21 protein-coding genes and 1 pseudogene are annotated in these 26,672 nt (G+C 68.8%); 13 read left to right on the top strand and 9 right to left on the bottom strand.

Annotated features, from left to right (window positions below; translation table 11 throughout):
- The first annotated feature begins 1 nt into the window (after position 1).
- Positions 2 to 1,156 carry an alpha/beta hydrolase family protein gene (locus IEZ27_RS32270; RefSeq protein WP_189650699.1) on the top strand — a complete coding sequence of 385 codons (1,155 nt, stop codon included), beginning with the start codon at positions 2 to 4 and terminating at the stop codon, positions 1,154 to 1,156.
- Between the two features lie 157 nt (positions 1,157 to 1,313).
- On the opposite strand, the gene IEZ27_RS32275 is transcribed toward IEZ27_RS32270, so the two are convergent.
- Complete coding sequence (locus tag IEZ27_RS32275; protein WP_189650700.1) at positions 1,314 to 2,039, bottom strand: GbsR/MarR family transcriptional regulator; 726 nt, start codon at positions 2,037 to 2,039, stop codon at positions 1,314 to 1,316.
- Positions 2,040 to 2,300: 261 nt separating this feature from the next.
- Here IEZ27_RS32275 and IEZ27_RS32280 point away from each other — a divergent pair, with 261 nt between their 5' ends.
- Complete coding sequence (locus IEZ27_RS32280; RefSeq protein WP_189650701.1) at positions 2,301 to 3,296, top strand: hypothetical protein; 996 nt, start codon at positions 2,301 to 2,303, stop codon at positions 3,294 to 3,296.
- Positions 3,297 to 3,601: 305 nt separating this feature from the next.
- Here the strand turns inward: IEZ27_RS32280 and IEZ27_RS32285 are convergent.
- Positions 3,602 to 3,965, bottom strand: a pseudogene (locus IEZ27_RS32285) (cobalamin-dependent protein); the annotation flags it as partial.
- Between the two features lie 314 nt (positions 3,966 to 4,279).
- On the opposite strand from IEZ27_RS32285, the gene IEZ27_RS32290 reads away from it, so the two are divergent.
- Positions 4,280 to 4,750, top strand: coding sequence for a hypothetical protein (locus IEZ27_RS32290; protein WP_189650702.1), 471 nt, complete (start codon positions 4,280 to 4,282; stop codon positions 4,748 to 4,750).
- 162 nt (positions 4,751 to 4,912) lie between these two features.
- Here IEZ27_RS32290 and IEZ27_RS32295 read toward each other — a convergent pair whose 3' ends face one another.
- Together IEZ27_RS32295 and IEZ27_RS32300 are read right to left on the bottom strand one after the other, a co-directional pair.
- A complete protein-coding gene (locus IEZ27_RS32295) occupies positions 4,913 to 5,368 on the bottom strand; it encodes a hypothetical protein (protein WP_189650703.1) in 456 nt (151 codons plus the stop codon).
- Positions 5,361 to 5,666 carry a TnsA-like heteromeric transposase endonuclease subunit gene (locus IEZ27_RS32300; protein ID WP_268246101.1) on the bottom strand — a complete coding sequence of 102 codons (306 nt, stop codon included), beginning with the start codon at positions 5,664 to 5,666 and terminating at the stop codon, positions 5,361 to 5,363. Before IEZ27_RS32300 ends, IEZ27_RS32295 begins: the two co-directional genes overlap by 8 nt.
- 403 nt (positions 5,667 to 6,069) lie before the next feature.
- Between IEZ27_RS32300 and IEZ27_RS32305 the strand changes: the two genes are divergently transcribed.
- The 4 genes from IEZ27_RS32305 to IEZ27_RS32320 all read left to right on the top strand — a co-directional run bounded on the left by IEZ27_RS32305 (position 6,070) and on the right by IEZ27_RS32320 (position 14,830).
- Positions 6,070 to 8,931 carry a helix-turn-helix transcriptional regulator gene (locus IEZ27_RS32305; protein ID WP_229824573.1) on the top strand — a complete coding sequence of 954 codons (2,862 nt, stop codon included), beginning with the start codon at positions 6,070 to 6,072 and terminating at the stop codon, positions 8,929 to 8,931.
- Positions 8,932 to 9,031: 100 nt separating this feature from the next.
- The gene (locus IEZ27_RS32310; RefSeq protein WP_189650706.1) at positions 9,032 to 9,172 is read left to right on the top strand and encodes a hypothetical protein; all 141 of its coding nucleotides are present in this window, start codon (positions 9,032 to 9,034) and stop codon (positions 9,170 to 9,172) included.
- Between the two features lie 144 nt (positions 9,173 to 9,316).
- Positions 9,317 to 13,351, top strand: a complete 4,035-nt coding sequence (locus IEZ27_RS32315; protein ID WP_229824545.1) for a S8 family peptidase — start codon at positions 9,317 to 9,319, stop codon at positions 13,349 to 13,351.
- A 990-nt stretch (positions 13,352 to 14,341) separates the two neighbouring features.
- Positions 14,342 to 14,830, top strand: a complete 489-nt coding sequence (locus IEZ27_RS32320; RefSeq protein ID WP_229824546.1) for a hypothetical protein — start codon at positions 14,342 to 14,344, stop codon at positions 14,828 to 14,830.
- Positions 14,831 to 14,854: 24 nt separating this feature from the next.
- Here IEZ27_RS32320 and IEZ27_RS32325 read toward each other — a convergent pair whose 3' ends face one another.
- Positions 14,855 to 15,052 carry a hypothetical protein gene (locus IEZ27_RS32325; RefSeq protein ID WP_189650709.1) on the bottom strand — a complete coding sequence of 66 codons (198 nt, stop codon included), beginning with the start codon at positions 15,050 to 15,052 and terminating at the stop codon, positions 14,855 to 14,857.
- A gap of 279 nt (positions 15,053 to 15,331) precedes the next feature.
- Entirely contained in the window at positions 15,332 to 15,949 is a 618-nt protein-coding gene (locus tag IEZ27_RS32330) for a TetR/AcrR family transcriptional regulator (RefSeq protein WP_229824547.1), read from the bottom strand.
- A gap of 92 nt (positions 15,950 to 16,041) precedes the next feature.
- Here IEZ27_RS32330 and IEZ27_RS32335 point away from each other — a divergent pair, with 92 nt between their 5' ends.
- Positions 16,042 to 16,965 carry an NADP-dependent oxidoreductase gene (locus IEZ27_RS32335; protein ID WP_189650710.1) on the top strand — a complete coding sequence of 308 codons (924 nt, stop codon included), beginning with the start codon at positions 16,042 to 16,044 and terminating at the stop codon, positions 16,963 to 16,965.
- 378 nt (positions 16,966 to 17,343) lie between these two features.
- Positions 17,344 to 17,496, top strand: a complete 153-nt coding sequence (locus IEZ27_RS32340) for a hypothetical protein (protein WP_189650711.1) — start codon at positions 17,344 to 17,346, stop codon at positions 17,494 to 17,496.
- A 15-nt stretch (positions 17,497 to 17,511) separates the two neighbouring features.
- Here the strand turns inward: IEZ27_RS32340 and IEZ27_RS32345 are convergent, their stop codons facing one another.
- The 3 genes from IEZ27_RS32345 to IEZ27_RS32355 all read right to left on the bottom strand — a co-directional run bounded on the left by IEZ27_RS32345 (position 17,512) and on the right by IEZ27_RS32355 (position 22,734).
- Entirely contained in the window at positions 17,512 to 19,599 is a 2,088-nt protein-coding gene (locus IEZ27_RS32345) for an ATP-binding protein (RefSeq protein WP_189650712.1), read from the bottom strand.
- 159 nt (positions 19,600 to 19,758) lie between these two features.
- The gene (locus IEZ27_RS32350) at positions 19,759 to 20,844 is read right to left on the bottom strand and encodes a tetratricopeptide repeat protein (RefSeq protein ID WP_189650713.1); all 1,086 of its coding nucleotides are present in this window, start codon (positions 20,842 to 20,844) and stop codon (positions 19,759 to 19,761) included.
- Between the two features lie 111 nt (positions 20,845 to 20,955).
- Positions 20,956 to 22,734, bottom strand: coding sequence for an AfsR/SARP family transcriptional regulator (locus IEZ27_RS32355; RefSeq protein ID WP_189650714.1), 1,779 nt, complete (start codon positions 22,732 to 22,734; stop codon positions 20,956 to 20,958).
- 285 nt (positions 22,735 to 23,019) lie between these two features.
- Here IEZ27_RS32355 and IEZ27_RS54255 point away from each other — a divergent pair, with 285 nt between their 5' ends.
- The 4 genes from IEZ27_RS54255 (at position 23,020) to IEZ27_RS32370 (ending at position 26,531) form a co-directional block, all read left to right on the top strand.
- Complete coding sequence (locus IEZ27_RS54255) at positions 23,020 to 23,385, top strand: hypothetical protein (protein ID WP_229824548.1); 366 nt, start codon at positions 23,020 to 23,022, stop codon at positions 23,383 to 23,385.
- A gap of 234 nt (positions 23,386 to 23,619) precedes the next feature.
- Complete coding sequence (locus IEZ27_RS32360) at positions 23,620 to 24,651, top strand: leucine-rich repeat domain-containing protein (protein ID WP_189650715.1); 1,032 nt, start codon at positions 23,620 to 23,622, stop codon at positions 24,649 to 24,651.
- Positions 24,652 to 24,898: 247 nt separating this feature from the next.
- Positions 24,899 to 25,270 (top strand): YbjQ family protein, encoded by a 372-nt coding sequence (locus IEZ27_RS32365; protein WP_189650716.1) that lies wholly within the window; start codon positions 24,899 to 24,901, stop codon positions 25,268 to 25,270.
- Between the two features lie 247 nt (positions 25,271 to 25,517).
- Positions 25,518 to 26,531, top strand: coding sequence for a DUF6528 family protein (locus IEZ27_RS32370; protein WP_189650717.1), 1,014 nt, complete (start codon positions 25,518 to 25,520; stop codon positions 26,529 to 26,531).
- Positions 26,532 to 26,672 lie beyond the last annotated feature (141 nt).

Here is a 26,672-nt window from a genome sequence, read left to right on the forward strand (position 1 = left end):
GATGAGACAGCTCCTGGCAGTCGCCGCGGGACTGGTCGTCCTGGCCGCGTCCGCCTGCTCGGCGCCCACGCCGCCTCGGTCCGCCGCGCCGTCGGCCACGCCGACCGGCCCCGTCACGCTGCCCGCCCCCACCGGCGCCCATCCGGTCGGCACCACCACCCTGTATCTGAAGGACGCCTCCCGCCCCGACCCCTGGAACCTCGACGTCGACGTCAGGGAGCTCAAGGTCACCCTGTGGTATCCGACCAGGCAGCGGGACGGGCAGCGGGCGCCGTACATGACGCCCGAGGAATCGCAGCTCGCCATGAGGCGCTACGGGATCGCGGGCGTCCCGGACGACCTGCTGAGCAAGACGCGCACGAACGCCGTCAAAGACGCCGAACCCACGGGCCGGAAGCTGCCGCTGGTGGTGTTGTCCCCCGGCTTCACCAATCCGATGAACACGCTCACGTCCCTGGCCGAGGATCTGGCCAGCCGCGGGTACGTCGTGGCCGGCATCGACCACACCTACGAGAGCTACGCCACGACCTTCCCCGGCGGGCGGGTCGCCGAATGCCTCGCCTGCGACAGCGACACCGACCCGGGCTTCGGCACGGGGGTGGTCGCGGGACGGGCGGCCGACGTCTCCTTCGTGCTCGACCAACTCCCATCGAAATGGCATGGTTCCGACCTGATCGACAGCTCCGAGATCGCGATGGTCGGCCAGTCGATCGGCGGCGCGAGCGCCCTGGCGGCCATGGTGAAGGACTCCCGCGTGCGCGCCGGGATCGACATGGACGGCACCACCTACGCGCGGATCCCCAAGAACGGGTTCTCCCGGCCGTTCATGCTCCTGGGGTCGCCGTCGCACGTCCCCGGAGGCCGGGACAATTCATGGGAACGCGACTGGAAGCTGCTGACCGGGTGGAAACGCTGGATCGTGCTGACGGGCGCGGAACACCAGTCCTTCACCGACGGCCCGCTGCTGGCGGGCGCCCTCGGCATCAAACCCGCTTATGGGATTCTGCCCGCGGCACGCGCCGCCGAACTCACCCGCACGTACGTGGCGGCCTTCCTCGACCAGCATCTGAAGGCCATGCGCCGGCCCGTCCTGGACAAGCCGTCCGCGCGCCACCCCGAGGTCAAGATCTGCCCTGAAGCCTGCGATCAGTCCTGACGTCGGCAGCTGCCCGTGGAACCTGAACTGCACCGACTGCGACAAGTTCGTGCTCTCCGGCGCCGACCTTCTCTACTGGCGGCGCAAGCAGGAGCAATGGCGCTCGATCGCGGAACGGGCGCCCACCGACGAGGCCGCCGACTTCGGAACTCCTCGTCTAGCCGTGTGCCGGTCGCCTCGCGGCATAGTCCCGCCGCCACTCCTCGGCTTCCCGGATCATGGCCTGGCCGACGTGCTCGAAGAAATGGCCGATGTCCTGCATCCGGGTGCCGGCGGGTGTGGTCGCGCCGAGGATCTGGGCGCCCTGGCGGGCGAAGTCGGCCAGCATGGTGTTCTGGCGGGCGCTGGCCATCCAGCCACGGAACCAGGCGTCGGCGTCGATGACGTACCGGTCGCGCCGCCGGCGGGGGTCGCGTTCGCGCCTGATGAGCTCCTGCTGTTCGAGTTCGCCGACGGCCTTGGAAATGGAGGCGGGACTGACCTGGAGGCGCCGGACGAGCTCGGCGGCGGTCAGGCTGCCACCGTCGGTGACGTACAGGCAGGTCAGCACCCGGGCCGTCATCCGCGGCAGACCCGTGCCGACCATCATCGCGGTGAACTGTTCCTCCAGTTCGCGGACTGCCTCGGGATCGCGCCCGTGTGCGTCAGCGGCGGTCGGAGACGTCGGGGTCGCGGGCGACCTGCGGCGGCGAGCGCGCCCCCGGGTCGCCTGATGCGCCTGGTCGGCGCGGTAGCCGCCCAGACCGCCGTTGCGGGCCACCTCCCGGGTGATGGTGGAGATGGGCCTGTCCAGACGGCCGGCGATCTCGGTGTAGGTGAGTCCTTCCGCCAATCCCTCGGCGATCTTCTGCCGGTCCTGGTGGGTCAGCCTGCCTCCGGGCATCGGTCCTGCCTCTCGCATCACGTCTTCCGATGTGGCCAGTATTGCGTTCGCAAGCACCCCATTGCAAATCAGTCGAGGCGAACTTGCATTCACCCTCACTATCATTGCAAGACGCGATGGGAATAACCTGCTATATCGCCCGTTCTGCGCCTTCTTGTGTTGACGAATTAGTGAAAGCTAGCTAGCTTTCAGTTATTCGCAAACAACGGTCGACCGGAGCCGCCCGAACGAGGACCGCTCGCCGCCGTGATCGGAGCCCCCATGACTTCCTTCCTCACCCCCGTGCGCACCTGGCACCGTCCACTGCTGTTCTGCGCGACCCTCATGCTGGGTCTGATGCTCGTCGCCGGCGTCGGGCTCGTGGTGGACGGCCGGACCCTGCTGGATGAGTCGGTGTGGGTCAAGCCGCTCAAGTTCGGCTTCGCCTTCGCCCTCTACGCCGGAACGCTGGCGTGGCTGCTGACCAAGCTGCGCAAGGGGAAACGGCTGGGCTGGTGGGTCGGCACCGTCTTCGCGCTGGCCGCGATCACCGAGGTCGGCGCCATCACCGTCCAGGCGGCGCGCGGCACCTTCAGCCACTTCAACGCCGGCCAGACCGATCCTGTCACCCTGGCCCTGGTCCCGATCCTCACCTACGGCGTCATGATCGTCCTCGTCACGCAAGTGCTCATCGCGACCGTCGTGCTGATCCAGCGCACCGGCGGGGCGACACTGAACCGAGCCATCCGTGCCGGGCTCGCGCTGGCCACATTCGGCACGCTCGTGCCGCTCTACTGGATGGTCGCCGAGATCCACCCCCGCACGGTGATCGACGCCAACGGCAACCAGATCCCGATGTACCAGGGCCACGGCATCGGCGACCCCGACGGCCACGGCATGCTCCTCACCGGCTGGAGCGTGACCGGCGGCGACTTCCGGGTGCCGCACTTCTTCGCCCTGCACGGCATCCAGGTGCTCCTCCTGCTCGCCGCGGTGCTGGCCGCCCTGACCGCCAAGCACGCCTGGCTGCGGGCCGAGAAGGTCCGCGCCCGCCTGGTCGGCAGCGCCGCCCTCGGCTACACCGGCCTGGTCGCGGTAGTGACCTGGCAGGCCTGGCGCGGCCAGTCCCTGATCCGCCCCGACACGGCCACCCTCGCCGCCTTCGCCTTGGTGGTGCTGATCACCGCGTTCGCCACCATCTGGACGATCCTCGCGGCCAAGCGCGCCACCGAGCAGGCCGCGACCGAGGCCGAGCCTCGCCAGATGGCCGCCCACTGAACCCTATTGATCCCAGAACCGAACTGATCTCAGAAGGAATGGACATGACTCGGCCTCCGACGCGCCCCGGGCCAGGCGTTCCACCACGGCCGCCGCGGCTCGGGTCGGGGCGACGCGCAGGTAGGCGGCCGCGGTCTGTGACAACTCGCCGGACTCCGGCTCGGTGGTGGCCATGGGCTCGCCCGTCCTCCCCGATGGCGCCAGGTTCATCGGCGTAGCGCGGTGCTGGCGTCGAGGCTAGTCGGCGGGAACGGCGTCCGCCGCCGCCTTCCCGGGGCCGGACGCGCGCCCGGGCCGCGAGGGGGCTACAGGCGGTTTTTGAGGGTGGTGAGGAGGTCGAGGGTGGCGTCGGCGGTGACGGTGCCCGGAGGGAAGATGGCGGCGGCGGCCTCGTGGAGGGCGGCGTGGTCGCCGGGCGGGATGACGCCGCCGACGACGATCATGATGTTCTCGGCGTCCAGGTCGGCGAGGGCTCGGCGGAGGGCGGGCGCCAGGGCGAGGTGGCCGGCCGCGAGCGAGGAGACCCCGACGATGTGCACGTCGGCCTCGACCGCGTGCATGGGCCACCTCTTCCGGCGTCTGGAACAGTGGGCCGACTTCGAAGCCGAGGTCGGCGAAGGCGGTGGCGATGACCTTCTGGCCGCGGTCGTGGCCGTCCTGGCCCGTCTTCGGGCTGCTCGAAGAGGGAGCCCCCCTCGGCCCGACCCGTCGGCCTCTCTCGCCGGCCTGTACGCGTGGCCCGGCTGCCGCGCATCCCGCACGCAGCGTCCAGGGCGAGGAAGCACGCCGGCGCCGGTGCCGTATTCGCAGGCCGACGCGAAGATCGACCGGGAGCGGGCGGGAGACCCTGCCGCCCAGGCTTACCACCGGTTTTTTGCTGTCTGGCGCGGTAGAAGCGTCCCCCGTAAGGATTGGACCGATAACTAGGTTTCGGGCATGCTTGTCGTGATCTTGAGTCAAGGGCAATCGAAAGGGACGTTTCAGTGCGTAGGCCGGCAAAGGCAATCCTCCTCACGGCGGCGATCGCCTTCAGCGGCGTTCTAGCGGCCCCGGCGGACGCCACAGCCGCGAGCAGCCCGCAGAGCATCTGCGGCTCCGGCTTCGGGCTGGTCTCCGACGGCACGAGGCCCGTCAAGACCAAGGGCGGCCAGCGCTACGGCACGGTCTACCTGCTCTACAACGGCGGCACCGGGGAGAACTGCGTGGTCACCGTCAAGTCGAGCTTCGTGGGCACGAAGACGACGGCGGGCGCCTCGATCATCGTCATGCCCAAGGCGCGCAAGGACGAGAAGCAGAACCCGATCGTACGCTCGGACATCGGCAAGTTCTCCCAGTACGCCGGGCCGGTCAAATACTGGGCCAAGGGCAGCTGCGTGCGGTACTGGGGAATGATCGAGTCGCCCGGCGGCGTCACGGCCACGGGTGGCCGTGACGCCTGGGGCAACTGCGGCTGAGCACGTCGCGCGCGGGCACGCGTGCCGCCAGGCCGCCGTCAGCATGCCCGGCTCCCGGCAGGCACGTGTCCACCGGTGGCGGGGCGGGCCCCTGAGGTTCGGACCCGTCGAACGTCGTGCCCGGTGGCAACGGACGCTTGAGAACTCGATCCTCGAGGCTCGTCAAACGGTGATCGGTGCTCCACCGGGGGCCATCGCGGCGGCGTACGGCAGGAGGAAAAGCGTGGCGGCGCTGAGCTCCGCCGCCTTGGCCCGCTCCCGTTCCGTCAACGAGCGTGCGATGGGGTCGTATTCGGGTTTGGGAACAGTGCCCTCGGGTGCGTCCGGGGGCAGTCCGGTCTCTATCTCGACCAGGTGCCGCTCCCAGAGCCGCGTCGTTTCGGTCACGTGCTCGGGCAGAGCCTCCAGCAGGCCCTGCGGGGCAACCTTGATCCGGCCACCGGTCCCGACAACCTCAAAGTCATCGGCCGACAACAGATACGGCAACGCGACCACGGTCGTCTCCTCGGCCACCGACAGCAACCGGACCGCGTTGCCCGACAAGGCCACCACGGTGTGCTCAGCACCGCTGAAGACCACCCGGTCGTTGACCCACAGCACCCCCGGCCGCTCAGCCATCCCAGCCCTCAGCCAGTGCGAGAGCAGCCTCGACGATGGTGCGGTCACTGAGAACCAGCGACGGGTCGGCCCGAAGCTGGTGACGCCACATCAGATGGAACAGCACCGGCAGCGTCGCGATCGGGTCTCCGGCCTCCTCCGCCCCCGCCATCAACCCGCGAGGGCGCGCAAACGCGGGCAGTAGCCGCGCGGCCAGAGCTTCGTCAAGACATCGCGGGGGCCGGTAACCGGCCAACCACCGCTGGTTGGCGACCAACACCCCGTCCATCTGACCCCAGACGGCATAGCGCCAGCCCAGAAGCCGCTCAGGGTGCGCACGTGACTCTGTTCAGGCATCCAGCGCTCGGGCCTGCTTGCCGTATGGAGCTGCCAGGGGGCCGAGGGTTCGGTCGCCACGCCGTACAAGGGCAGGAACACGGCCCGGCGCGCCCGGAGCATCTCTGCACGCCTGAGGTTACGGGGCTGGACCGGAGGTGCCGTTGTCCCTGAAATGGGCCCGATTTCCAGCAGCGCCGGGGATGACGTACGTGGGCGGGATGTCCGGCTCCGATATGTGGTGGTAGTGACTGTTGTGGTTTCTGTTTGAATGTCTGGTGGTCATGGCGATTCAGTAGGTCCTGGTTCGGGCGGCCGTGGTGGAGCCGGGTCGGTGTGCGGAGGCGCGACGGATGACGGTGGAGGGACACAGGGCCGTGGGAAGGATGATCTCGCCCGTCCTGGTGGGGCGTGAGGAACAGTTTCAGCGCCTTGTGGCCGCGGTGAGCCGGCCGCCCGCCGTGGTGGTGGTGGAGGGTGAGGCGGGTATCGGTAAGACCCGCCTGGTGGCGGAGATGGCCGCGCACGCCCACGTTGCCGGCCGGGTGCTGCTCAGCGGAGCGTGCCGACGGATCCGGGAGCCGTTCCCGCTGGGGCCGATCGTGGAGGCGCTGCGCGGGACGAGTGAGCTGCTGGCGGTGGCCGCCGGGCTTTCGCCGGTCGCCGGCGCGCTGCGGGGGTTGCTGCCGGAGCTGGCGGGAGTGCTGCCACCGGCGTTGGAGCCGCTGGATGATCGGGCGGCCGAACGGCATCGACTGTTTCGCGGTCTGGTCGAGGTGCTGGGGGTACTGGGGCCGGTGGTGCTGGTGGTGGAGGACCTGCACTGGGCGGATGAGCAGACGGTGGAGTTTCTGGCCCATTTGCTGGCGGTGCTGCCGGCCCAGGCGTCGGTGGTGCTCACTTATCGGGGAGAGGAGGCCGCGGCCGGGATCCGGGACGTGACAGGGCGGTTGGCGGATTCCGTCCTTCACGATCATGTGGTGCTGGCGGGGCTCGACGCCGAACAGACCCACGCGCTGGCGGAATCGATCTTGGAGGTGGAGGGCGTCACCCCTGAGTTCGGGAGGCATCTGTATGAGCTGTCATCGGGGTTACCGCTGGCGGTTCAGGAACTGCTGGCGTTGCTGCAGGCTCGGGGGGCGTTGATCCGGCTGCGGAGCGGGCGCTGGGCGCGTAAGGCGCTGGTGGCGCTGGACGTGCCGCCGGGAGTGCGCGATTCGGTGCGGGAACGGGTAAGCCGGCTGCCGGTGGCGGCGCAGGAGGTAGCCGAGGCCGCGGCGGTGTTGCAGGCGCCGGTGGCGGTGGCGGCGCTGATCGAGGTGGCCGGGCTGCCTCGGGCCGAGACGGTCGCGGGGCTGGACGAACTGCTGGTGTCCGGGCTACTGGCCGAGCGGGACGGGATGGTGGTTTTCCGGCACGTGCTGGCCGCGCAGGCGGTGTACGGGGGGATCCCGCTGGGGCGGCGGCAGGATCTTCATACGCGTGCGGCGGCCGCCCTGCGGTCGGTTGAGCCTGTGCCGCTGGGGCAGCAGGCGCATCATCTGCGCCAGGCCGACCTGTTGCACGAGTGGGTGGGAGTCGCAGAGCAGGCTGCCGAGCAGGCGTCGATGCTCGGCGACGACACCGAGGCGGTGCGCATTCTGGAGGATGTGCTGCGCAACGCGCCGCTGGAGCCCGAACGCCGGGGACACCTGGCGGCGCGGCTGGGCTGGGCGGCCTGTCAGGTGCTGCATCCCCCGGAGGTGGTCGCCCTGCTCTCGGAGGCGGTGGAGTCGGAGCAGCCCGGCCCGTTGCGCGGGCAACTGTATCTCTTGATCGGCGTCCTGCAGGAGAGGCTCGGTCATGATCCCAGCGTGCAGCGCCGGGCTTTCGCGGCGGCCGTCGACGACCTGGACGACCGGCCTGACCTGGCGGCGTGGGTGATGACCGGACTGGGCCGGCCGATCGACCCCACTGTGCCGTTGGCCGAGCACGCGTTCTGGTTGAACCGCGCGCTGGAGACCGTGCCTGCCATCGGCGATCCGGTCGAGGAGGTCTTCGTGCTCGGCAAGATCGCGACGTCGCTGAGCGGGATCGGCGATCCGCGCTGGGCCGCCCTGACCGAGGATGTCCGCCACAGGACCGGTGGCAGGCCGCGACATCGCCAGGAGATCAACGCCTACCGCTCCATCGCGGAGAACGCTTGCTGCGCCGGACATTTCCAGATCGCGGACCAATTGCTCAGCGCGGCGACGCGCGGTGCGGCCGAGGCTGACTCATCCGGCGAACCGCTGACCAGATGCCGGTTGGTCGGGCTGCTCCTGGCCTACGGGCAGGGCCGGTGGGCCGGGCTGGACCAGGAGGTGGCGGTGCTGCTGGAGGAGTACGGCGAGCGCCCGTTCGACCGGATCACCGCCGAGACCGTCGCGGCCTGCCTGGCGCTGGCCCGGGGCGCTCTGGACACCGCCCGGCGCGACCTGTCCGACATCGTCAAGCGCACCATGGCTCTGGGCGGGTATGAGTTGCTTACTTTGTCGGTAACCGGGATCTTGCGGCTGTCCGCCGCGCATGGCCAGGCCGAGAACGCCCTCGCGGCCACCGGCGAGGCGGTCGCGGTGTGGGAGACCAAGGGGCTGTGGCCGCTGGCGGTACGGGCAGTGCCCGCGCTGGCGGAGGCGCTGGCCGCGATCGGCAGGTACGACCAGGCCACAGACCTGGTCGTACGGCTCTCGGCGACGCTGGACGGCCTGGATGCCCCGCTGGCCGCGGCCGCGCTCCCGCACGCGCGCGGCCACCTGACCGCCGGGCCCCGGGACGCCGCGGCGCACTTCCTGGCGGCGGCATCGGCCTACGACCGGCTGGGCGCTCCGTACGAGGCGGCCCAGGCCCGCGAACAGGCGGCCGGCCGCCTGTTCGCCGCCGGAGACGAGCGGGCGGAGGAACTCCTCAGCGCGGCGATCACGGCGTTCCAGGAACTGGGGGCCCGATGGGATCTGGATCGCGCCGCGCAGGTGGCTCGCAGGCACGGGGTGGCGACGAAGAGCCGATACCCCGGCGGTCCACACGGCTACGGCCCCTCCCTTTCCCCACGGGAGCGGGAGGTCGCCTCGATGGCCGCCGCCGGGCTGACCAACCGGGAGATCGGCCAGGAGCTGTTCCTGTCACCCAAGACGGTGGAGAAGCATCTCAGCGCTGCTCTGCGTAAGCTCGGGCTCCGCTCCCGCGCCGCCCTGGGGAGTCACCTGGGCCCGAATCGCGACGAACCGTAGAGCCGGAACGGAAGGTCCCCCACAGGCCTCCTCACCTGTCGCTTCCGAATGGGGGATGTCCCCCATAGTCCCGTCGGACCGAGCAAGTAACGCTGACGGCATGCCCGAAACCGACTCCACGGATGCCCATCGCCCGACAGATGACGCCGACGGGACGGCACCGGCGTCCCCCACGCTCACGCAGGACGAGGCGGCCACGGAACCCCCCGACGACACCCCCGAAGGGTTCGAGCCGGTCTGACCCCTCTTCTCCGCCCAGCACCTCCCCCCGAAAGGGCAGCTCCGCATGTCTTCACAAAGCTCGCAAGACCGGCCGCCGGACAGCGCCGCCGCACCGCCCACGCCCGCCCGCCGAAGAGCGGCACTTCTGACAGGGTCGATCCTGGTGCTCGCCGCGGTGGTGGTGCCCGGCTCGCCGGCCGCGCTGGCTGAAGGACAGCAGGCCGCGCCGGCCGCCCCTGCGGCGGGACCGGCACCAGGCCCGATCACGCTGACCGGGCTGGGGGCGGGCTCGCACACGGTCACGTTGGTAACCGGGGACGCCGTGCGGCTGAAGGACGCCGGCGGCGGCAAGTACGCCGTGGACGCCAAGGCCGTCGCCCGCCCCGATGGGACCCTGCCGCGGCTGTCCACGATGGCCACCCCGGACGGGGTGTACGTCACCCCCAGCGACGCGATACCGGCCATCCAGGCCGGTCGCCTGGACAGGGAGCTGTTCAACGTCACCTACCTGGCCGAGAACGGCTACGCCGATGACCAGGCCAAGCAGCTGCCGGTCATCGTGCAGTATCCCCGGCAGAACAGCGCGGCCGCTGTCGCCTCCGCTGCCAAGGCGATCCCGGCCAGCGAGCCCGGGCACGCGCTGGAGAGCATCAACGCCGCCGCCGTCACGGTTACCAAGGCTGAGGCGGGCAACTTCTGGCGTGCGGTGCGGGCCGTACCAGAGGGGACGGATCCGAACGGGATCGTGGGGCTGGCCAACGTGCCGGACACCCTGCGCGGCGGCATCGCCAAGGTGTGGCTTGACCGCAAGGTCAAGGCCACTCTGGACGTGAGCGTCCCGATGATCGGCGCGCCGCAGGCGTGGGCCGACGGGCTCGACGGCACCGGCGTGAAGGTCGCCGTCCTGGACACCGGCATCGACACTGATCACCCGGACCTGGCGGGCAAGGTCGTCGCCGCCAAGTCCTTCATCCCCGGCCAGGAGGTCCAGGACGGGCACGGCCACGGGACCCATGTCGCCTCCACGATCGCCGGGTCCGGGGCTGCTTCCGGCGGCAAGTACAAGGGCGTCGCACCGGGGGCCGGGCTGGTCATCGGCAAGGTGCTGGACGACTCGGGCTCCGGCACGGACTCGCAATCCATCGAGGGCATGGAATGGGCCGCGGCCAGCGGCGCCAAGGTGGTCAGCATGAGCCTGGGCAGCGGTCCCACCGACGGGACCGACCCGATGAGCCAGGCGGTCAACGCGCTGAGCGCCTCCACCGGCACCCTGTTCGTGATCGCCGCGGGCAACATCGGCGCTTCCGGCGCCGAGACGGTCGCCTCACCGGGGACGGCCGACGCGGCGCTGACCGTGGCCGCGGTGGACAAGAGCGACAAGTGGGCCAGCTTCTCCAGCCAGGGGCCGCGCACGGGAGACGGCGCGCTCAAGCCCGACATCGCCGCTCCAGGAGTGGCCATCACCGCCGCCCGCGCCGCGGGCACCACGATGGGCACTCCCGCCGACGATCACTACACCACCGCCGCCGGCACCTCGATGGCCACCCCGCACGTGGCAGGGGCCGTGGCGATCCTGGCCCAGGAGCATCCTGAGTGGAACGGCCCGCAGCTCAAGGCCGCGCTGATGTCGACGGCGAAGGACGACGAGCTGAGTGGTTACAAGCAGGGCGCAGGCCGGGTCGACCTGGCCAGGGCGCACGCCCAGCAAGTCTTCGCCACCACCGCCGGCCTCGATTACGCCACGCTGGACCCGGAGGATCGGCCCGTCAGCCGCGAGCTGACCTACACCAACCTCGGCGACCAGCCGGTGACCCTGACCCTCACCCCGGCCTTGCGCGCGTCCGACGGCACCGCTGTCGGCGGCGCGCTCAGCCTGGCCGACTCCACCCTCACCGTTCCCGCCTCCGGCACCGCGACCACCACGGTGACACTCGACCCCAGTGGCCTGACCGATGTCGACGCCTACGCCGGGGCGGTCACCGCGGCCGCCGACGGCGTCCAACTGCGCACCCCCGTCGGCGCGGTCCGCGCCGCGCCCATGGCCACGCTCACCATCCATACCCTGGGCAGGGACGGGAAACCCAGCAGCCCCTGGTCCCAGGACACCATCGACGTGGCCGGCGACAAGGGCGTCATCACCACGGCCCGCCTGACCGAGGAGGGGACGACGGTCACCCGGGTTCCCCAGGGCACGATCAGCGTGGCGCAACTGGTGACCTGGATCGGCGACGACGACCGTTTCAACGTGGTGTTCCTGCTCAGCCCCGAGATCACCGTCACCGGCGACACGGAGATCACCCTGGATGCCCGGCAGGCCTCCGAGATCCGCTTCACCACCCCGAAACCGGCCGAACCGCTGAACAACGACCCCACGATGGCGTATCAGCGGACCACCTCCAACGGCACCGCTTACTTGAGTTCGGTTTCGAGCGACACGATCGTAGGTTCGTGGCTGCGGATGTGGGCCACCCCCACCAAGCCGGTCACCAAGGGCAAATTCCGCTTCCACAGCCGGTTCACACTCGGGCAGACCGAGGTCGCCATGGAAGTGCGGAAGGCCAAGAAGCTCACCCTGCACCCCACCGCTCCGATGCACGCCCTCCACAACTGGGGGCACTCACAGGGCCTCTACTACGATTACCGGTCGTTCACCGGGACGAAGGATCTGGAGCTCGTGGACGTCGGCGAGGGCAGAGCGGAAGACATCGCCGGTCGAGATCTACGCGGCAAGCTCGCCCTCATGGAGGTCCCGATGGCGCCGTCGGTCTTCGGCGGCGAGGAGTGCGGGGTCCAGATCGACCGGCTCGGCGCTCTGCGCGATGCGGGTGCGGCCGGGGTGGTGCACTTCCCGAAGGCGGGCACCGGCTGCGGGATCCCGCTCCCCATCGCCTGGAGCGGGATGTCCAAGGCCATCGGCATCCCCAACGTGTCCCTTCCCGCACGGGAAGCGCTCCAACTGCGTGAGCGGATCGCCGACAGGCCGGTCGCCATCCAGGTGACAGGCACCCCGGAATCACCGCATACCTACACCTTCGCCCCCTACGAGGAAGGCCGGGTGCCGGGATCGCTGCACTACACCTTCACCAACCGCGACCTCGCCCAGATCGACATGGACGTCCATGCCGCCACCCCCACGCAGTACCGCGACTGGCGATACGCCTGGAAGGTGGACGACGTCGCCCCGCTGGAATCGGCGCCCCTTGGCTGGGGCTTCCCGCTGTCCACCGCGACACGACGGACCGACTGGGTGGGGCCGCTCGACCCGGACGTCATCAGCTCGCACGGCATGGACTCGATGTCCGACCCCAAGACACTGAACATGACGCAGCCCCAGTGGCTCCTGGAGGTGTTCGACCAGCCCGGCCGTACCAGGCAGTCGTGGCTGACCACTCCGTTCACGCCTGGCGCGAACACAGGTTCTGAGAAGGTCATCAGGCTCGCCGAGCCCTCCGCGAACTGGGGTGCGAACTTCCGCTGCATGGTCTGTGTGCGAGGTGACGTCCTCTGGGCGGAGATCGAGCCGGCCAACGGCGGGCCGGCCAACCGCCAGTACCAGGGGATGTGGGACAGCCAGCAGAGCGACGCCGCCCTCTACGACATCCGTCTGTACCGGGGCGGCCAGGAAATCCCACGTACCCCGGTCGCGGGAACCGATCTCCTCCCGCACTTCTCGTTGCCGGAGGGCTCCGGCAACTACCGGCTCACCGCCAAGAACGCCCAGAACGACACCGAGTGGACCTTCACCACTCCTGTGGAGACCGAGCGCCTACCCGGATCCTTCTGCTCCCTGGAGGCGTTGTACGGCACGGCCGAACGTTGCAGGCCCGCTCCGGTGGTGTTCGTCAGCTATGACCTGGGTGACAGCCTGGACACCGACAACACCGTGCCTGCCGGCCGTTCACACACCTTCGCCGTCACCCCCTACCACTCGCCCTCCGCCACCGAGATGCCCGGTATCGCCGGCTTGAGGATGTGGGCCAGCACCGACGACGGCGCCACCTACGCCCCCGTCTCGCTCAAGAGCAACAAGGACGGCAGCTACACCGCCAAGACCCGGTACCCCGCCTTCAACGCCACCAAGGGCGCCGTCACCCTCAAGGTCGAGGCCTGGGACAAGGCGGGCAACACCATCAAGCAGACCACCAAGCGCGCCTTCAACCTGCGCGACACAACCAAGAATGCCCACGCCGTCCAATAGCCACACAACCCCAGGAACGGTCGCCGGGTGGCGGGGAACCAGCCTCACCACCCGGCGATTCCACACTCCGGATGCCGAACACTCATCCGTACAGGTCGTGGAGGTGGTGGTGGCGACCGCGGTGGCTCGCCGATCCGAACAGCGTCAGGGCTGTGAGGGCCGTGAGGACGGGGTCGGCGACAAGCGGTGTCCGCGGCAGCCCCGCCACCGCGTCGGAGCCGGTGTACAGGCCCGGCTGTACGGGCGAGGGGCCGCGCGAGCCCTCCCGACACGCTGGACGCGCAGGGCCCGGGTCGCTGTGGCGTTGCGGTGTGGTCGCCGGCCGGCGTGCACCGCTTCAAGAGTCAATCTGACACCTTGAATTGCGGCAGCGCTGCACTTACCATGATCCGCTTGAGCATTCGCTCAATTCTGGCTACGCCCCTGACAGTTCGCAGCCGCACAGAACCGGCTCAGAACTGAGTGTGTACCGAAGCGGAGTTCCTGCTGCGCGAAGTGCCGCGCCGCGCTGTGACCAGGGAGCTGACCTGCGGCGACGCGGGATCGGGTGCATTCTGGAATTTTCGTCTAGCGGTTGCGTTCTCCGTGGGTGCTCGCGCGCATCAACCCCGCACACACCGTGATCCATTCGGTGCCTCCGGCTGCCGCGGCAAGAGCAGCGGCCCCGCCTCGCCGCGAGGAGGCGGCGAATGCGGGATGGCGGCCTGGGCATCTCCGATGCAGCACGCGATGATGTTCGGGGCCGTCGGCGTCCGGGATCTGTCGGTCAGTCGCCTCCCCGCCGCGGGCAGGCGCTGACCGCCCACGTCACCGCCGCCGCGCTGGGGCTGAAGGCGGCCGGACAAGGATGTCGTCGATCGTCAGGAACGGCTCGCGAGCCAGTCCGCCGAGAGGTCGAAGTGGACGCCAGGCGCACCGGCGCTGGTGTCTCAGCGCAAGTCGGAGAGAATGGCCTTCGTGGTTTCTCCCCGTGCGTCCGTGCTTCGCCGAATGAAGACTCTGGCAGTTCTGGAGTTCGTCAACATTCCGCTGATCGCCGGGGTGCTGGCCGGCTTGCTGGGCATGCCCCTGACCGTGGCCAACTCGGCAGGGCTTGTGCTGGTCCTGCTCGTCTTGGCTGAGGGCGGCGTGTACTGGTGGCTGAAGTTCACCCAGCTCTCTTCGCGAGCACCCGTTCCGGCAGGGATGGCGATGTATCGCATGATTTCTCGGATCAACGTCGGCCTGCTGGTGGCGGGGGCCGTCGTGGTGGGTGCCGGCCTGGTCATGGGCGCGTCCGGCGCGCAGGTCTGGCCGGGGGCGGCGCTGTGGGTGTTCGCGCTGCTTGAGCACGTGAACTACTTCCATCTGCAGCTCATGCATGACACCCGCGCCGACCTGGGCCACTTGGTGAGGACCGGCCGCCTGCGCCGCTCGCATCTGGCTCTCGATATGGCCCGCGTTTCCAGGGGGCCACAGGTCGGGAACCTTCGAGGATGAAAGTCATCCCAGCCCTGGCTCGATCTAGGCGGGGACCCAGGAGCGTGTCGGCACCGTCGCGGCCAGTTCGGACCACTCGCCGTCCCGGGCCAGGTCCAGCCGCCCGTCCAGCTCGGCCAGGCGAGTGGTCAGGTTGCCCATGCGGCCGAGCCCCGGCGGATCGGCTTGGCCTGCCGCGCCGTCCAGTTCGGCGCGCGCGTTCGGGTTCCAGTCGCCGACCACCAGGACCGGCGCCGGGTGAAGAGCACCTGTAAGCCGAGTACCGCCAGGGCCAGGGGTGACCCGGCTGTCGCGTAGACACCTGCCAACCCGGCCAGCACCAGAAGGACGGTCCACTTTGCCTACGTTTGCACCCGCGTAGCCAACGAGCGCCGCGGGACCGCCGTTGCCGCCGCCACCACTGCGAGGAGCCCACGGCGATCAGGCGCGCCCCGTCGGGGGATGAGCGCCTGGCCGCGCTGCGCCTACCAGCTCAGCAGCGCGATTCCGACATCGTCGACGTCATCCGGCAGGGCCAGGCGCTCCTCGAACGTGCCCAGCGACGTCCGTCGCAAGGGTGTGGATGCCTGTTCTGATGCGCTCGGGGGTCATCCCCGGAACGGTCAGGAGATGGTCGATGACGTCGGCGCGTAGGGCCGTGAACACGGCGTAGGCGAGGTACTCGGCGTCGATGTAGGGGGCGGTCGCGGCGAGTCGGCGGGTCAGCTCCGCGATCCAGAAGCGGCTGGCGTCGTTGGCGTAGTAGGCGTCTGGTCCGAGGTACTCGAAGGCCCGGATGAGGGCCCGGTTGCGCCATACGAAGTCGAGCAGCGCCTCGACGTAGGTTGCCAGCGCTTCGGCCGGCGGCGCCCCAGGCCCGAGGGGTGGGGGACCGCTCTCAACCGCTTCGCGCAGTTGCGCGGCGCGGGGCTCGAGGATTTCCTGGATGAGGCCCGAGCGGTCGCGGAAGTGCCGGAAGATCGCCGCCTTGCTGACACCCGCCGCCTGCGCGATGTCCTGCACCGAGACGGTCGAGATGTCTTCTCGCGCGAACAGGGACGTGGCCGCGGCGAGGATCGCCGCGCGGTTTCTCGTCGCGTCCGCGCGGGCTTTCTTGGTCGGCGGCATGATCGTCTCCATTTGAAAATCGAACCGGCGGTTCGTATGCTACCGAAGTCGAAACAAACCGCCGGTTCGCTAGTTCGAAGCAGCCTCGATCCCGAAAGACTCCGATGCCAGACAGCTATCAAGCAGTTGCGTTCTCCCGATATGGGGATGCGGAGGTCCTTGACCTCCTCGAACTCGCCGTGCCGGAGCCAGGACGCGGGCAAGTACGCATCGGCGTCCGCGCCGCCGCCGTCAACCCGATCGATTGGAAGATCCGCTCCGGCGCGCTGGCCGACGTGATGCCCGTCGAACTGCCACACGTACCCGGCATCGACGTGGCCGGCGTGATCGAGGCCGTCGGCGAGGACACGCAGGGATTCGCCGTCGGCGACGAGGTGCTGGGCAAAGCGCTCGCCGGAAGCTACGCCGAAAAAGCGCTGGCCCGGGTGGACCGGATCGCCGCCAAGCCGACGGAGCTCGCCTGGGAGCTTGCGGCCGCACTACCCGTCGCCGCGACAACCGCTCACCACGCGCTCGACATGCTCAACCTCACTCCCGGCGAGACGCTGGTCATCCACGGCGCATCAGGCGGGGTCGGAACGCTCGCGGTGCAACTGGCCAGGCGGCGGGGCGCCACCGTGATCGGGACGGCCAGTGACACCAACCACGACTACCTACGGTCGCTCGGAGCCACACCGGTCCGCTACGGCACCAACCTCGGCGAACGTATCGCCGCGACAGCTCCCGGAGGCGTCGATGCCGTCCTGGACACCGCCGGCCACGGCTCGCTGCCCGAACTGATCAGCCTGGCCGGCGTCCCCGATCGCGTCGTAACGCTCGCCGACTTCTCGGCCGGGCAACTCGGCGCCCGGTTCATCGCGGAGGAGCCCGGCGACATGCCGGCGATCCTCGCCGAGGTCGCGGGGCTCGCAGCCGCCGGCGCGATCACGGTCCCGCTCACTTCCTACCGCCTCGCCGACTCCGCGGCCGCCCACCGCGCCAGCGAAACCGGCCACGTCCGCGGCAAGCTCGTGCTCATTCCTGACTGACACTTGCCTCTGAGGCCAAGGTGTTGCCACCGGCTCATGCCGCTTGGCACGACTCTTACCCGGCACCCCCACGGACACCGCGCCGCGCCTGACATCCGGGGCGCTGTTGGGACGCGGTCGGGCGGCTTGCTGTCCCGTGCCTGCTTCGCTCACGGCGAGCGGCCCATCAGGAGGGAAACGTGGTGATGGGCTACTCGTGTCACGTCCGGCCGGTTGCCTTCTGGTGATCACCAGTGTCCTCCGGGCACGCGTTGCCTTGGCTACCGAGCGTACCGCCGGCACCTCCGACGAGCCCGGCGCCAACGTGAGTGTGTCGCCGGTCAAGCGAGCGGAAGCGGTGGGCGAGGCCGCGTTCACGCAGGAGAAGAGCGGCAGACCATGTTCGGCTCGCCGGCCCGGATCACGCTGTGGACTCAGGTGACCAACCTCGTGGTCGAGGTGGCAGGCAGGAGTCGCCAGGTGACCCCGGAGGTGCGCCGGCGTGCCGTGGTGGCCGTACGGCAGGCGGTGCGGTACCTGCCTGGCGGTTGACCGTGCGGCCTGCGTCTAGAGTTGCTGCGAGATGGCGTCGGGGGTGTCAGGAACCGGGTCGAGTTCGATCGCGCGGGCTTCGTGGTAAGTGATCAGCTTCAGCTCGTGGAGGATGGCCGCTGACTTGTTCAGGTGGTCACGGTCACCGGTCGCCCGGCCGAGCCCCCACAAATGCTCTGCCTCCCAATAGGTGCCGGACAAGCCGCGCTGCCGATCCAGCCGGAGGGCCTCCTGGAAGCAGGTCACCGCCTCATCCGCCTGCCCGTTCAGTCTGTGTGCCTCACCAAGGTTGCCCAGCGCCATCACCTCGGTGACCCTGGCATTCGACTCTTTTGCCAGAGACAGCGCCTTTCGGTGAGCGGCGATCGCCTCGTCGTAACGTTCGAGTCGTTGATGGGTCAGTCCGATGCCGGTCAGGCACGACGCCTCGTGCCGGGCATGGCCCAATCGGTGCCAGATTGCGCTCGCCTGTTCCAGGGCAACAAGCGACTCCTCGTGGCGCCCCAACGAACGAAGAGCCGCACCGCGTCCGTTCAGGGCCAAGGCTTGGCCGGTGTCGTAGCCGATCGGTCTCCAGGCATCGAGAGCATGGTCGAAGGACGCCAGAGCCTCTGCGGGCTTTCCCAACGCGTGCGATGCCCAACCGAGATCATTGTTGCCGAGCCCCGCCTGGCGGAGATCACCGGTGGAACGCGCCGCCTCCAGAGCGAGATGTCCCAGGGCCAGTTGCTCGCGCCATCGCGCCCGCTGTTCCAACGGCGTGTTCAAGCATGCGGACAGGTAGGCCGCGATCGCCGGATCAGCACTCGTCACGGCCTGACGGGCGATGGCAACAAGGTTTTCGATCTCGGTATCGAGCCATGCGTTGACCACCTCCACGGACTCCAGCGGCACCCCGGAATGGGTGAGCACCTCGGGTACGAAGTCGATCCGCCAGGCGATCAGCGGCTCTACCGACAACGCCGCGCGTCGTGCCGTGGCGAGATGACAATGGAAAGCTCGTCGGACGGCGAGGGCGCGGGCCTTCTCGCTCTCCTGCTTCATCGCGAGCTCCTTGGCGAACAACCGCAGGAGGTCGTGCATGCGATACCGCCCGGGAACATCGGACACCACGAGCTGGCTCTCCAGCAAATGATCGAGAAGCGCGGCCGTGCGCCGCTCAGGTAGCTCCGCGAGCGCTGCGGCGACGGGAACGCCGGTATCCGGCCCGTCCAGAAGGCCGAGCAACCGGAACAGCCGGGCCGCCGGTCCATCACCCAGGTCCTCGTAGCTGACCATGAAACTGGCGCGTACCGCCTGGTCGTCGATCTCGAGCTCGGCCAGCCGCCGCTGCTCGCCGGCGAGCCTGTCGGCGAGGGCGCGAACTGACATGTCCGGTCGCGCGAGCAGCCGCGCTGCGACAATGGACAGCGCCAGCGGTAGTTCGCCGCATAGTGGTATGACCTCGGCCGCCGCCTGGGCTTCGCGGTCGAGCCGGTCAGCGCCGAGGAACCGGGTGAGAAGTGCGCCGGCCTCGTCTCGCGTCAGCCCCTGGAGCTGAGAATGGCTCGCGGCGTCGATCGAGCTCAGCATCCGCCGGCTGGTGATGAGCACGCCGCACGTCCCGCTGCCGGGCAGCAGATGGCGTACCTGCTCGGCGCTCGCCGCATTGTCCAAAAGGATCAGCAGGCGCTTCCCATGTGTCAGCGAGCGAAAGGTGGCGACGGTCTCCTCCGGTTCGGCCAGGATCGCCGGGGTGGCAACCCCCAACGAGCGCAGGAATCGGCCGAGCACCTCCGGGGTGGGCAGGGGATCCGTACCTGGAGTGGATCCCTGCAGGTTGACGTAGAGCTGTCCATCGGGGAAGTGGTGGGAGATGCGGTGGGCCACCTGGAGGGCGAGAGCTGACTTACCGATGCCGGCCGGTCCGGAGATGGCTACCGCGCGTTCGGAGCCATCGGTCAGCAGGGTGCACAACCTCTCGACCTCTGTCTCACGGCCGGTGAACGTCGCAACAGGGCTGGGCAGCTGTGCGGGGATCGGTCGTTCGAGTGCCGTGAACTGGGCGACGACCTGCGACGGGACGCCCGGGGGCGACTCCGGCCGGGGACTCTCCTCGTTCATCCGTCGAGTTTCCGGATGGTTGGATCCTCCCCACTATGAGCCCCCATCGGCGGTGGGTACCAGGTCCACGGCCACTCGACGGGCGGCACTGCCGTCGTCCCGCATTTCAGGAACACGCATTCTAGCGGGGTGGCCGTGGAAGGCCGGCCTGGCCGATGTTCAGACGCTCACCTGCGCGGCCGCCTTCATGGCCTTGTCGTGCCAGCCCGCGGCTCCTATGGCTGCGAAGGTCTCGGCAGCCTGTTGGAGATGGAACGTGCTGTGGTCGCTTTCGAGATGTCCGAGAGCCAGCAGGACCCGGCCTTCGATCAGCCTGTCGCCCACCTGGCGGGCGATGTGCAACGCCTGGTGCAAAGTGGCGCCGGCCTCGACGACCTCTCCGAGGTCGAGCTGTGCCTCGCCCAGCGCATGCAACACGTACGCCTGGCCGACCAGGTCGTTCAGGTCGAGGGTGAGGGCCAGGGCACGCTCACACTTCCTGATCGCGTCGACGTACCGGCCTTGGCGGTGGTAGACCTCGGCCAGGCGTTTGAATATCTGAGCCTCGGTTCGCTTGCTGCCCGGATTGATGGCCAGCGCGCGATCCAGCAGCCGCGCGGCCTCCTCCAGCCGGCCTTCCAGCATGTGCGCGTGTGAGAGAAAGCCCAGGCCGTGAGCCAGGGCGGTGGTGTCGCCGACCTGCTCGAAGAGTGCCAGCGCCCGTTCCAGTTCTCGCCGCCCCCTGTCGAGATCTCCCCTGAAGACGTGAACCGTGCCGAGGTGGCGGAGCACGATGGCTTGGCTGGGCACGTCTGCGAGCCGCTGGAACAGCTCAAGAGCAGTCGCCAGCAGGTCGGCGGCCTGAGGGAGCCGGCGTCGGCTCAGGTCCAGGGAACCGAGGGAGTACAACATCGCGGCCTGGCCCGGCAGGTGGGAGGCGGCGCGGCAGGCTTCGAGGGCCCGGGTGGCTACCGTTCGCCAGTCGTCGAAGTAGGCCCGTGACACGAACATATGGACAAAGCTGGCCGCGAGGTCCCAGCACAGATCGGCGAGCCGCAACGTGGCGCTCCGCGTCACAGCGGCCACGAGGTTCAGTCTTTCGCTCTCCAGCCACGCCAGCGGGTCACCCATCAGGGCCGCCTGCGATGCGTCTTCCGGAAGCCAGCGCGGACTGTCACCGCGCGGCACCATCTGGTAGCGGCCGTACAGCAGGTCGCGGGCCTGCTCCGCCAGGCCGAGCAGCGCACCGAAGGCCCGGCTCAGCACGGCCAGCCTGGCGTCAGGTGATTCCACTGTCTCGGCCTGCTCCCGGGCGAACAGGCGGATCAGATCGTGGAAGCGGTAACGTGGCTGACCGGCTTCGTCCCTGCCGAGCGGCTACAGCAACTGGGCATCGACAAGCTCCTCCAGCAGCCGCTCACCATCGTGCACCGTCGTGTCGAGCAGCGCCGCCACCAACCAGGGCGCGAATCCTCCCGGGGCGTCCATCAGCCCCAGCCGCCGGAACGCCAGGGCTGCCCGTGCCGACAGTTCGCGATAGGACAGCCCGATGCTGGCGCGGACCTCCAGCCCGCCCCGGCTGAGCTGGTCCAACCGGCTACGCTCGTCAGCCAGCCGCTCGGCCATTTCGGCGACCGACCACTGCGGCCGCATGGCCAGCTTCGCCGCTGCGATCCGCAACGCCAGCGGTGACCCGTCGCACAGAGCGGCGAGATCGGCCGCCGGCTCTCGCTCGGCAGCCGCTCGCTCCGCTCCCAGCACACGCGCCAGCAGTTCGGCGGAATCCTGCTCGGTCAGAACCTCCACGGGCACCGGAAGCGCGCCGCCGCCCACCAGCAACCCTTCCAGCCGGCGCCTGGAGGTGACGATCACACAACAGCCCGGCGTCGCCGGGAGCAATGGCCGTACCTGCGCCGCCGACTGGGCGTTGTCCAGGACCACCAGTACCTTCCGCCCATCCAGGATGCTGCGGAACAACGCGGTCCGCTCCTCGACGCCGGCCGGAACCGCCTCCCCGTCCACTCCCAGCGCTCGCAGGAACCGCTCCAGCACCGCCGCCGGTTGTGCCGACTCTCTGTCCAGGTCATAGCCACGAAGATTGGCGAACAACTGGCCATCGGGGAACCGGTCGGCCACCAGATGAGCCCACTGCAGGGCCAGTGCGCTCTTGCCCACCCCGGCCACCCCGCTGATCACGCCCATCGGCAGAAATCGCCCGTCCTGCCGCAGCAACCGATCCAGCGCCCGTAGCTGCGATGTTCGGCCCACGAACGCTGAAACCGGTGGCGGCAACTGTGCCGGCCGTACCGTCACGACTGGCCCCGTATCCGCCGGAAGCGGCTCGTCATCCGCGTCCCCGACAACGCGCGGCGCGGGAACCTCCGGTCGTGTGGCGTCGAGAGCGGGTGGTCCGGCCAGGATCGCCCGCTGGACCTCCCGCAGCCCTCTGCCCGGCTCCACACCCAGTTCTTCCCGGAGATGTCTGCGTCCCCGCTGGTAGATCTCCAGCGCGTCGGCCTGCCGCTCGGAGTGCCAGAGCGCCAGCATCAACTGCGCGCGCAGCCCCTCACGCAGCGGATGATCCTCCACCAGCCCGGCCAGCCGCGCCACCACCTCGCGAGGACGGCCACAGGCCAACTCCGCCTCGGCCCACTCCTCCGCGATGCTCAGCCGGGCATCCTCCAGCCCGCGGGCCACCACGGCGATCTCGGCGGTGTCGATCTCGGCCAGCACCGGCCCCCGCCACAGCCCGAGCACCCGCCCCAGCATCGCCGCCGCCTGCTCGCTCTGCCCCGCACCGGCGGCCTTTCGGGCCGCCGCTGCCAGTTCCTCCGCCTCGCGCGCGTCCAGCCATACGCCGTCAGTACGCAGGCGATAGCCGGCCTGCTCGGTGACGATCACTTGTACGCCGCAGCCGGCGTCCTTGAACGCCTTACGTAACCCGTGAACATGGATCGGGATCTGGGTGCGTACCGATTCAGGCAGGTGCTCGCCCCAGACCGCGGCCGCCAAACGATCGATCGACACGACCCGCCCGGCATCCAGCAACAGCGCGGCCAGCAGTGAACGCTGCCGAAGCCCACGCAACCTGACAGGGCGATCCCCGACACCGACCTCCAGCGGACCAAGAACTCGAAATTCAATGTGAGCTGTCATGACATCCCCGATGACTGTCCAAGATCCTGCGTTCGAATCTCATTGATAACAGGCAGGCAAGGGATTCGAGGATCACTTCTGCTGTCTTCCCTCACAGGTGGCTGGGATCTGGTTCGGCCCGGCCACTCGCGGACCGGGCTCCGTCGTCCGGCACGGACCACCAGGTGGGGCGCGCTGACGGCCGGCGGAGTACACGGCGGACCAAGCAGCCAGGATCGTGCACAGCGGGTCGACCTGATGCGATGTGAAATCGAATCGATAACACGCCCAAACGACGTCCTGGGCATGGCCGTGCAGATCGTCAAAGGGGTTCGTGATCCTGCCGCGCAGGTGAGTGGTCGAGCGGAGTTTCGCCTGGATGATGCGACATCGCCACCTTGCGCGCTGCTGCGAACGCAAACCCGCGCATCACCGCGCAATGATCTGGTGGGCCACCGTCCGCCAGATGACCCGGCGACTGACCCGAGAGCCGGCAGTCCGGCCACTACCCGGCCGCTGGAACGACCCGCCTGGAAAGGAACCGAGCTCGCCGCCGTCCTCGGTATCCACAACGTCAACAGCTTCCGCGTCCAGCTCTCCCAATGGTCCCGCCAAGGCCACATCCACAAGATCGGCCCAGCCCTGTACGGATCTGCGCTCACAACGGCTTGAGCGGTCCAGGAGGACACCGCCGGTGTGTCGCCGACGAGAGGAAAGCGTGGCACGCTTCCAGCTCGGGCTGTTGGCGTTCCCTGCCGGACTTCTTGAATTCGCCGTGCCTGAGATCCGAAGGTCGTCAGCGCCCAGCCTCTCTGCGCCTGCACCACACCAGCCGCAACGACCTCTGCTACCCTCTGCGGCGGCCTGAAAGGACAGTTCCGGCAGGATCGCGAGAAAAGCCTAATGATGAGTGAGCATCTGATGGAATACGGCGGGCTGCCGGTCTTCGCGTTCAGCGAGGAAACTGATCCGTCGAGCGGCCTTCCGCCGGCCCGGGACGTGGCATGGCACATATCCTGGGAATGGGACAGCATCCGTTTCAGGGATATCTTCGATCCCTTCTTGGACGCAGTCGACACGACCCAGGTCAGCCATCTCATCATCGGATACTGGGGGTCGTGTGAAGACGACGTCTACCCGCCCGATGTTTTGATCGAAGCCGTAGACCGGCTCCCCGCCTTGAAATCACTGTTCCTCGGCTACCTGCATGATCCATGGCAGGAATTCAGTTACGTCGACTCTCGTAGCCTCGATCCGCTGCTGCGGGCATTCCCGGCGCTGGAACGCCTGGATGTACACGGGGACGACCTGGAACTCAGCCCGTTCCGCAGTGAGACGCTCCGGACGCTGCGCTTCGAGTCGGACGCGCTGCCCGCCGAAGTCGTGCGGGCGGTTGGCGCCAGTGATTTGCCCAGCCTGGAACACTTGGGGATGTGGCTCGGCTTTGAGGCCAACGGCTGCACGGTCACGCTCGACGACCTCGCCCCGTTGATGTCCGGGGAACGGCTGCCCGCGCTGCGTCACCTTGGTCTGGAGAGAAGCTCGTTTCAGGACGACATCGCCGAAGCGGTCGCGGTCGCGCCGATCGTGGCGCGGTTGGAGTCGCTGAGCCTGGCCCTGGGCCAACTCACTGACCGGGGCGCGGAGGCGTTGCTGCTCGGGCAGCCCCTCACCCACCTCAAGCGGCTCTACCTGTGCGACGACCCCGAGCGTGACGGCTTCTTCACTGACCGATATGCGAGGGCGTGGTTTCTCCCCAGGAAGGGACAGGTCCTCGCGTCCCCCGAGCGACTCGACCTGGGCGCCGCCCCTCACAGGGACCACCTCGGGAGTTTCCACTGTGTCGACCACCACGTCTTCAGTGACGCCATGACGGAACGGCTGCGCGTCACGCTGCCGAACGCCGAGTTCTCATTCTGCCTTTACGGTGCAAGGTAGGGGATAGACGTGGACCGCTTAGCGGTTCAGTCGACGATCATGAGAGGTCCGCGGCATCGACATCGATGAGCTGATCGCGGCAATGCCGGCCAGGTATTGCGATCGACCCCGTCCCATCTCCGCAGCAGGGTCCGGTTCCCTCGACTGTCAGAAGTCCTTTCCTGTCCCCAGAGTCGACGCGCGACCCCACCCAAACCGTCTGCTAACAGGCACTTAGAGATCGGGATGGCGGACAACGATGCTGATCGTGACCATTGAGAGCCTGCCGGGTTATGAGATCCAGGCGGTCTACGACCACGTGACCGGGCTGGTCGCGGGCGCCCCCAACACCATCCAGGACTGGTCGAACGTGCTCAGCGAACTCGGCCGCCCGCCCGACATACCCGGCGAGCTCGACTTGATCAGGCAGCAGGCGACCGGACTGATGATCCACAAGGCTCGGCAACTGGGCGCCAACGCGATCATCGGCATGCGTTACGAGAGCGTCCACGCGGGCGTCCAGGGATGGGCGGGCATCTGCGCGTACGGCACGGCGGTGTGGGCGCAGCCGGTGAGCCTCTGGGCCCGGCAGCAGTACGGCAAGATGGCCGAGGCCGGGAGGGTTCCGCCACTGCCGTGACGTCCATTCGGCTGACCACCGATGTGATCCCTCCGGGGGAGATGAGATCCGGCCCATCAGGGGCGGGTGGAGCGAGCGTGCGGATGATCGGAGAGCTGGGCAGACCTGGCCCGGATGAATCGGATCGATAGCGATTCGAAAGCCGGCCCTTCTAGTTTCCGGCATCAACGAAATCCACCGCATCGAGTTCGAAGCCCTCACGCGTCTGTGAGCGGATGCGGTTCGCGTACGCAATGAAGGAGTCTCATTGAGACACGGCAAGTGGTTGTCCGCGACGACGGGCGCGGCCCTGGTCACCACCCTCGGCATGACCGTTCCGGCGCAGGCCGTGAGCGGCGGGGATGCCTATGGCTGGGTGGTCATGGGCGACGGGAAGGCCCACCAGGTCGTGGTGCTGGACTCTCGAAACACGTCGTGGGACCCGGCAAAGGATCCCGGGGCGCTGAAGTGGAAGTGGAAGCCGTCCGCGAAGAACGGATTCCCCGAGGCCGAGCTCGATGACTGCACGTTGTGCTCGGGGGCGATCGCGGACGCCCGGCTCCGCTACGGCGGACCCCGCCAGAGCGGAGGCAAGTCGGTCCTCGCGGTGAACGACGGCGGGTTCATCGGCGTGGCGTCCTACCCGTCGGGCCAGCGCCTGTGGGCCGTGGACACGGGCGGCGACGGGATCCTGCCCCACGCCGTCGAGCTGCTTCCCGACGGGAATGTCGCCGCCGCGGCCACCAAGGGGAGCTGGGTGCGGGTCTACACGGCTTCCCAGAGCTCGACTTCGAAGAAGTACGCGGAGTTCAAACTGCCCGGCGGTCATGGTGTGCTCTGGGATCCGGCGGCTGAGCTTCTGTGGGCGCTCGGCGACAACGATCTGGTGGCTCTCAAGGTCGGCGGCACGCCCGCACAGCCGACCCTGACCGAGACCCAGCGGGTCGCGCTTCCCGGCAAGAAGGGCGGCCACGACATGGCCCCGGTCTTCGGTGACAAGGGCCGGCTGTGGATCACTACGAACGACGCCGTCTACCAGTACGTGAAATCGACGAGCACCTTCACCACCGAGTACGCGAACGCCGACAAGGTGAACGTACGGCTCGTCAAATCGGTTGGTGATCAGCAGGGCACCGGGCAGATTCTCAGGACCCGGCCGAAGAGCGGCTGCGGCGCGTCCTGGTGCACCGACACCGTGGAGTTCTTCGGCGGCACCGCGTCCCGCACCCTGCCGGGTGCCAAGATCTACAAAGCCCGCTGGTTCAGGCCGGACTACCAGTGAGTCGACGGCTTCGCCTCCGATGAAGCTTCGATGAAGGTGTGATCGTCCTGACCGCCGTGGACCCCAAGGGCTCAGGGTGCCGCTTTTCACCATGCGACTCGGCGCGGAGATGACCAGCCGGCGGTGCCAGGACGACAAGGT

The organism is Nonomuraea spiralis (genome assembly GCF_014648435.1).
GTDB classification, from domain to species: domain Bacteria; phylum Actinomycetota; class Actinomycetes; order Streptosporangiales; family Streptosporangiaceae; genus Nonomuraea; species Nonomuraea spiralis.

Coding starts and splice junctions, on each gene's coding strand:
- IEZ27_RS32270 (WP_189650699.1), top strand. CDS start 2: ATGAGACAGCTCCTGGCAGTCGCCGCGGGACTGGTCGTCCTGGCCGCG.
- IEZ27_RS32275 (WP_189650700.1), bottom strand. CDS start 2,039: ATGCCCGGAGGCAGGCTGACCCACCAGGACCGGCAGAAGATCGCCGAG.
- IEZ27_RS32280 (WP_189650701.1), top strand. CDS start 2,301: ATGACTTCCTTCCTCACCCCCGTGCGCACCTGGCACCGTCCACTGCTG.
- IEZ27_RS32295 (WP_189650703.1), bottom strand. CDS start 5,368: ATGGCTGAGCGGCCGGGGGTGCTGTGGGTCAACGACCGGGTGGTCTTC.
- IEZ27_RS32305 (WP_229824573.1), top strand. CDS start 6,070: ATGATCTCGCCCGTCCTGGTGGGGCGTGAGGAACAGTTTCAGCGCCTT.
- IEZ27_RS32310 (WP_189650706.1), top strand. CDS start 9,032: ATGCCCGAAACCGACTCCACGGATGCCCATCGCCCGACAGATGACGCC.
- IEZ27_RS32320 (WP_229824546.1), top strand. CDS start 14,342: ATGAAGACTCTGGCAGTTCTGGAGTTCGTCAACATTCCGCTGATCGCC.
- IEZ27_RS32330 (WP_229824547.1), bottom strand. CDS start 15,949: ATGGAGACGATCATGCCGCCGACCAAGAAAGCCCGCGCGGACGCGACG.
- IEZ27_RS32335 (WP_189650710.1), top strand. CDS start 16,042: ATGCCAGACAGCTATCAAGCAGTTGCGTTCTCCCGATATGGGGATGCG.
- IEZ27_RS32340 (WP_189650711.1), top strand. CDS start 17,344: ATGTTCGGCTCGCCGGCCCGGATCACGCTGTGGACTCAGGTGACCAAC.
- IEZ27_RS32345 (WP_189650712.1), bottom strand. CDS start 19,599: ATGAACGAGGAGAGTCCCCGGCCGGAGTCGCCCCCGGGCGTCCCGTCG.
- IEZ27_RS32355 (WP_189650714.1), bottom strand. CDS start 22,734: ATGACAGCTCACATTGAATTTCGAGTTCTTGGTCCGCTGGAGGTCGGT.
- IEZ27_RS54255 (WP_229824548.1), top strand. CDS start 23,020: ATGGCCGTGCAGATCGTCAAAGGGGTTCGTGATCCTGCCGCGCAGGTG.
- IEZ27_RS32360 (WP_189650715.1), top strand. CDS start 23,620: ATGAGTGAGCATCTGATGGAATACGGCGGGCTGCCGGTCTTCGCGTTC.